General features: G+C 66.9%; 4 protein-coding genes. 2 read left to right on the top strand and 2 right to left on the bottom strand.

Annotated features, from left to right (window positions below; genetic code table 11):
• Positions 1 to 19: 19 nt before the first annotated feature.
• Both VMD50_RS04100 and VMD50_RS04095 read right to left on the bottom strand, forming a co-directional pair.
• Positions 20 to 835: a type IV toxin-antitoxin system AbiEi family antitoxin gene (locus VMD50_RS04100; RefSeq protein ID WP_325425127.1), complete on the bottom strand. Its 816-nt coding sequence runs from the start codon at positions 833 to 835 to the stop codon at positions 20 to 22.
• A 550-nt stretch (positions 836 to 1,385) separates the two neighbouring features.
• Positions 1,386 to 2,087, bottom strand: coding sequence for a UPF0158 family protein (locus VMD50_RS04095; RefSeq protein ID WP_325425125.1), 702 nt, complete (start codon positions 2,085 to 2,087; stop codon positions 1,386 to 1,388).
• 541 nt (positions 2,088 to 2,628) lie between these two features.
• Between VMD50_RS04095 and VMD50_RS04090 the strand changes: the two genes are divergently transcribed.
• Both VMD50_RS04090 and VMD50_RS04085 read left to right on the top strand, forming a co-directional pair.
• On the top strand, positions 2,629 to 5,649 hold the full coding sequence (locus tag VMD50_RS04090; RefSeq protein ID WP_325425123.1) for a DEAD/DEAH box helicase: 3,021 nt from the start codon (positions 2,629 to 2,631) through the stop codon (positions 5,647 to 5,649).
• On the top strand, positions 5,639 to 6,463 hold the full coding sequence (locus tag VMD50_RS04085) for an SWIM zinc finger family protein (RefSeq protein ID WP_325425121.1): 825 nt from the start codon (positions 5,639 to 5,641) through the stop codon (positions 6,461 to 6,463). Before VMD50_RS04090 ends, VMD50_RS04085 begins: the two co-directional genes overlap by 11 nt.
• Positions 6,464 to 6,512: the final 49 nt, after the last annotated feature.

The following is a 6,512-nucleotide window of genomic DNA, read 5'->3' as shown; positions in this document are numbered from 1 at the left end:
TGCCCCTCGGTAATCCGGGTCACGATCCGGTGCCCACGGTGAGGTATCGGTGCAGCAGAGTGTCATTGACGTTGGTCTCGGCGTCGAAGAAACCTGCACCGGCGACACGCGGTCCCAGCCAGACCGTCTCTGTCGCTGGGTAGGTGGCGACGATCGCGGCTCGGGCGTCGTTGTTGCCTGCCGACCCGAGAAGGTATGCGGCACGCTGCGCCGCTGCACGCGGCCTAGTCTTCAGCAAGCCGATGACGGTATCGAGGTTCACGCGCGGGACGGCATCCGGCAGCCATTGGCTGAGGCCGGCTACGTCCTTGTAGGCCGACGGGCGCACCGCAATACCGACGATCAGTCCCTCGAGGTTCCATGACGGCAGGCCGTTGACCGTTGTCAGCCCGGCCTCGGGCAACTCGATGCGGACATAGCGCCAATCACCGGCAAGTGCTTTAGGAAAGGGTTGCTCGGCCGGGAGCGCGACGACTTCTTGCTCCGGTAACCGCTGGGCCAGCCCGAGGATCGATGCAGCCGTTTCCATTGCCAGCACACCGCGCCAATCAGGGTCCACGGCGCGCTGCGCGCGGAACTCGATAAAGCGATCACCAGAGCCGTAGGCACCGCCGCGCGCCCCGGGAAGGAACTCCCAAGCGTGGCGGGTGCGCAGTTTTCCCAGCCAGCCGCCGCGCTGGAGTTCGTAGGCGATGCGCTGTGTCGCCGCTTCGTCACCGTCAAGCCCGACTTGGCGCATGACCGCGGCCAGCCGACCTGACGTCACGACCAGGTCTCCGTCGAGTTCGAGCTGCTCGACCACGTCGGCGACCGAGCGTGGGATGACTCGAGCCACTGTCAATCACCACCTTTCTTTGGTCAATATTAACGAACTACGGTTGCAGATGACAGTCCAATTGGGGCGGCGTGCGGAGAACATGCCGTCTATGGGGGCGGTCCGGCGCGTTGACGCCGTCAACACGCCGAATCGCAAACCGCAGGTGACGAACTGCACTGAAATCGATCGAACTAGATCGAAGCCGCTGGTACAGACGTTGGTGGACACCGAATCCAGGGGTTCGAGTCCCCTTAGCTCCACTTAAAAGCCCAGTTCAGGGGCGTTTTCCCCCTCGGTCCACTGTTACGTAGCAGTCCATAGCCAGTCCTGGCTAACACCGTTAAAACGGAAATCAGCACCTGAGCCGGTTTTTTTAGTTCGCTTTGCGCGGAGTGGCTCCCCTTATCTTCGGCGGCTCTCGGACTGGCTTACCGACGTGTCAGCGTTCTTCTGTACCGAGGGTCCTGCCATCACCGTCTCTGGTGTCACGGATTACCTCGAGTTCGAGGGCGGAGAAGGCTACCTAACTCCGCGCGGTTCGCGCCACTCATGCTTCCTGGCCTGTCGCTCACGATCGCGGCTTTGCTGCGCCGGCAGGTCGGAAGCCTTCGGCTGCAAGCCACGCTCGAGCCCGGCCGCGCTGGCGCTCATTGGAGAGCAGGTAGTAGCGCTGTAGCTCGTGGGGCCAACACGAGAGCACGTCTTTGAATCGCCGGAAGGCGCCTTTCCCGGTGATCGCAGTCTGCAGACGCTCAACGAGTGCGGGATCTCCGACCTTGGCGATGAACAGTTCCATATCCCGGTAGCCCTCCGTTGAGCCTAAGCACGCCACGTGGAGCCAGCGGTCCTCGTCATCCTCGTCTCCGTCATCCCCTCCATCGTCCACGCTGTCCGGCCAGCACGCACCGGATCGTAGGTCGATGCGACCGCTCCCGCAGAGCGGATCGCCTTCGAGTAGCGAAGCCAGCTCCTCGAGATCGACCGGCAATGAGCGAAGCAGCGGCGTGGCGCCCCGGCCCAGGGCCGCCTGCAGCTGGTTGGCCAACTCCTCGTCGCCATCCCAGTACCGCCCCCGCAGCGCCGCCACGCATTGTGCGGCCAATTCGACGGCTCCCTCCACATGCTGTGCGATCGCGTCCAGCAGGCCATCGCCGGCGAGCTGCAGCACCTGCTCGGCTGGCCGTTCACGCACCACCTCCACGACGGACCCGTCAGCGTTGTACACCCCGGCGCGCAGCGCTGCGACCGCCCCGGCGTCCCACTGGCCCACAAGGCAACCGTAATCAGTCCGACAGAGGTTGGTCGACTACCAGACCGTCCGTCGTTCGTCCAGCACCGGTTGGGCCCGCTACCTCGTCGAGTTCCACCGCGATCGGGCCCTGGCGTAGCCCCGGGTGCAGTCTCACGGTGCGAGTCCAGTTTTCGCTGGTGTCGACGATCATCGTTTACCAATGCGCTCGAGCAGGTCGTCGACGCGCCGGACGATCGGTTCGTGGCCGGGTGAAGCCCACCGCGAGGCCGCGGTCGGGCTCGCCGACGACCGACCAGATCGACTCGCGGATGGCCCGGCTTCCGACACGGTGCGTGGCTGCGCGGCGCGCCTTGCCGCCACTGAGATTGTGTGGCAGGCAGGCCCTCGTCTCCTGCGCGGAGGCGTGGTACGACTGCTGGCGTCATCCTTCTGGCACCAGTGGCACATCTGCCCCACCCGTCACGACCTCGGTGAACTGACGTAGCGCGTCGGCGCGGCGCCGCGGCGTGCTTTCCTTCGCTCGTTAGCCTGGCTCGCATCCGAAGAAAGAGAAACGTCCATGTTGGTCCTGCACGGGTTCTGGTCCGCCTCGAACGGTCTATGCCTGTGGGCGGAGAATTCCGCGCTCGCGGTGACGAGTCCCAGCGAAGCGTTGCGTGCGGCCCGCCCGCATCCATTCGCCGCGGACGCCGATGCCATCGCCCCGATCCATACCGGCAAGCCGGGTACCGCGGTTTTGTTGTTGCCGTCGTTGCGGAAGTCGCCACTGGATTCACCGGAGCTGTTCCGGGTCACGCCGCGCCCGGCACCACGAATCGAACCCGTTCTGCTGCCGTGGACGGTTCCGGTGATGTCCCTGCCCGCCGCGTCGGCGCTGACCGCGCTGGACGAGCCCGCCGCCGACGTGCGGTACGGCGCATCTGTGGCGTATCTCGCCGACCTGGCGGCGTTCGCGCGGGAGCTGGTGGAGCGCGGCCGGGTCCTGCCCGCGCTCTTGTGCGACGAACACGGGCCAGTCGCGTTCTGGCGTCCGGTGGTGCAGGGTCCCGACGTCTTGGCCCTGAATGCGCTGATTGCCGCGATGCCACCGGTATGCCGGGCTGAGCCGCAGACCCAGGATGACCACGAGCTGGTCACCTCGGCGCTGTATGCCTTTGCGGATGCGGCGGTGCGAACGACGTTGCCGGCCGGGATCGACCTGCTCCCGCCCCGGCGTGGCCGCCGCCCGAAACACGTTCCGGCCCAGGAAGCCTGGCTTACCGCGCTGACCGCCCCGGACGGCCGGTTCGACGCGGACCCGGGCGAACTCGACGCGCTGGCCGGGGCACTGCAGCCGTGGGATGCGATCGGTGCCGAGGAGCCGGGCCCGGCACGGGCGACGTTCCGGCTCACCGAAACCGAGGAGCCGCACGGCCAACAGCCCGGCTGGCGGCTGGAGTTCCTGCTGCAATCCATGGCTGACCCCAGCCTGTTGATACCGGCGGAGCAGACCTGGGACGAGGATGGCAGCTTGCGCCGCTGGCTGGACCGGCCCCAGGAACTCCTGCTCGCCGAGCTCGGCCGCGCCGTCCGGATCTATAACGAGCTCGCGCCCGCCCTGCGCACGGCGCGTCCATCCGAGCTGTCCCTGGACACCGACGGTGCCTACCGCTTCCTGTCCACCGCCGCGCCACTGCTCGACGAGGCGGGGTTCGGCGTTCTGCTGCCGTCATGGTGGGACCGGCGCCGCAAGCTCGGGCTCGCGGTGTCGGCATCCACCCCGGTCGACGGAGTGGTCAGTGGCACACGCAGATTCGGCCGCGATCAGCTGGTCGATTTCCACTGGGAACTCGCGGTCGGTGATGACACCTTGACCGACGATGAGATCGCCGCGCTCGCCGAGACCAAGGCCCCGCTGATCCGGCTGCGCGGCCAATGGGTGGCAGTGGACCCCGATCAGCTGCGCCGGGGGCTGGAGTTCCTGGCGAAGAATCCCACCGGCCAAGCGACCACGGCCGAGATCCTCGCGCTGGCCGCCAGCCATCCCGACGACACCGACACCCCTCTGGGAGTCACCGCGGTGCGAGCCGACGGCTGGCTCGGCGATCTGCTCAGCGGGGCGGCGGCCCAGTCGTTGCAGCCGCTGGCACCCCCGCCGGAGTTCACCGCGACGCTGCGCCCCTACCAGCAGCGGGGGCTGTCCTGGCTGGCTTTCCTGTCCTCGCTCGGGCTGGGCAGCTGCCTGGCCGACGATATGGGGCTGGGCAAGACCGTGCAGTTGCTCGCCCTGGAGTCAGCGCAACGCCACGACGAGCCCGGCACCGCGCCGACACTTCTGTTGTGCCCGATGTCGCTGGTCGGCAACTGGCAACGGGAAGCCGCGAAATTCGCACCGACACTTCGGGTTTACGCCCACCACGGCACGGCACGGCTGCGCGGCGACGCGCTGCGCGAGCAACTCGTCGACACCGACATCGTGGTCACCACCTACGCCACCGCGACCCGCGATATCGGCGAGCTCGCCGAATTCCGGTGGAACCGGGTGGTGCTTGATGAGGCGCAGGGGGTGAAGAACAGTCTGTCCCGCGGGGCCAAGGCGGTGCGCCGGCTGGAGGCCGGGCACCGGGTGGCGCTCACCGGGACCCCGGTCGAAAACCGGCTCGCCGAGTTGTGGTCCATCATGGACTTCCTCAATCCCGGCCTGCTCGGCTCGTCCGAGGTGTTCCGCACCAGGTACGCGATCCCCGTCGAGAAGTACGGCCAGACCGAGCCGGCCGAGCGGCTGCGCAACATCACCCGCCCCTACGTCCTGCGGCGGCTCAAGACCGACCCGACGATCATCGACGACCTGCCCGAGAAGATCGAGATCAAGCAGTACTGCCAGCTCACCACCGAACAGGCATCCCTGTACCAGTCCATCGTCGACGAGATGATGGAGAAGATCGAGAACACCAAGGGCATCGAACGGCGCGGCAACGTTCTTGCCGCGATGGCCAAGCTCAAACAGGTTTGCAACCATCCCGCGCAACTGCTGCACGACCGTTCGCCGATCGGTGCGCGGTCGGGCAAGGTCATCCGCCTCGAGGAGATCCTGGAGGAAATCCTCGCTGAGGGCGACCGGGTGCTGTGCTTCACTCAGTTCACCGAGTTCGCCGGGATGCTCGTGCCGCACCTCGCCGCGCGGTTCGGGCAGGACGTGGCCTATCTGCACGGCGGCACCCCGAAGAAGCGGCGTGACGAGATGGTGGCGCGCTTCCAGTCCGGTGAGGGACCACCGATTTTCCTGCTGTCGCTGAAGGCCGGCGGCACCGGGCTCAACCTCACGGCAGCCAATCACGTTGTGCACCTTGACCGGTGGTGGAACCCGGCTGTGGAGAACCAAGCCACCGACCGCGCGTTTCGGATCGGCCAGAAGCGAAGGGTCCAGGTGCGCAAGTTCATCTGCACTGGCACGCTCGAAGAGAAGATCGACGACATGATCGAGGAGAAGAAGGCGCTGGCCGATCTCGTGGTGGGTGACGGGGAAGGCTGGCTGACTGAACTGGCCACCGGCGATCTGCGCAAGCTGTTCGCCCTGTCGGAGGGGGCCGTTGGTGAGTAATTGGTTCCCGCCGCCGTCGCGGCCCCGTCTGGTCGACGGCGGCCTCAAAGCCCGCAGCACCCGCGGCGCGATCGCCCAGACCTGGTGGTCCCAGCGGTTCATCGAGGTGCTCGAAGGCATCGGGATGGGCAGCCGGCTTCAGCGCGGGCGAAGCTATGCCCGTAAGGGGCAAGTGATCTCGATCGATGTGGGTCCCGGCCTGGTCACCGCACAGGTGCAGGGCAGCCGGGTGCGCCCCTACCGGGTGCGGGTAGGTATCGGTGCTTTCGGTAAGGCTGAGTGGGCGCAGGTAGAGGGTGCGCTGGCCGAAAATGCCTGGTATGCGGCCGCTTTGCTTTCCGGTGAGATGCCGGAGGATATCGAGGAAGTCTTCGCCGGGCTGGGGCTTTCGCTGTTCCCGGCGACCGCCCGTGAGCTGTCACTGGACTGTTCCTGCCCGGATGACGCGGTGCCGTGCAAGCACCTTGCCGCGACGTTCTACCTGCTGGCCGAGTCGTTCGACGATGATCCGTTCGCCATCTTGGCCTGGCGTGGACGCGAGCGTGAGGATCTGCTGGCGAATCTGCAGACAGCCCGGTCGCAGGGCCGCCCCGCTGCCGACCGCGCCGAGCCGGCGGGACGGCCGCTCACCGATTGTCTTGAGTCCTATTTTGTTCGACAGGCCGACATCCCATCGCCAAGCCCGCGGGCGACGTTGTCGACCGCACTGCTCGACCAGCTTCCCGATGTCACTGTCGGGGTGCGTGGCCGGCCGTTGGTCGAGATCCTGTGGCCCGCATATGCCGCGCTGGGCGAAGGCGGAGGTGACCGGTAATCGACCCGTTCGATAGACCGCCGCCACCGTCTCGGCGCCGCCCCCGGCG

The organism is Mycobacterium sp., from assembly GCF_035506235.1.
Lineage (GTDB): Bacteria > Actinomycetota > Actinomycetes > Mycobacteriales > Mycobacteriaceae > Mycobacterium.
The sequence above is the reverse complement of the archived record's forward strand: the minus strand, read 5'-3'. Positions and strand labels throughout refer to the sequence as shown.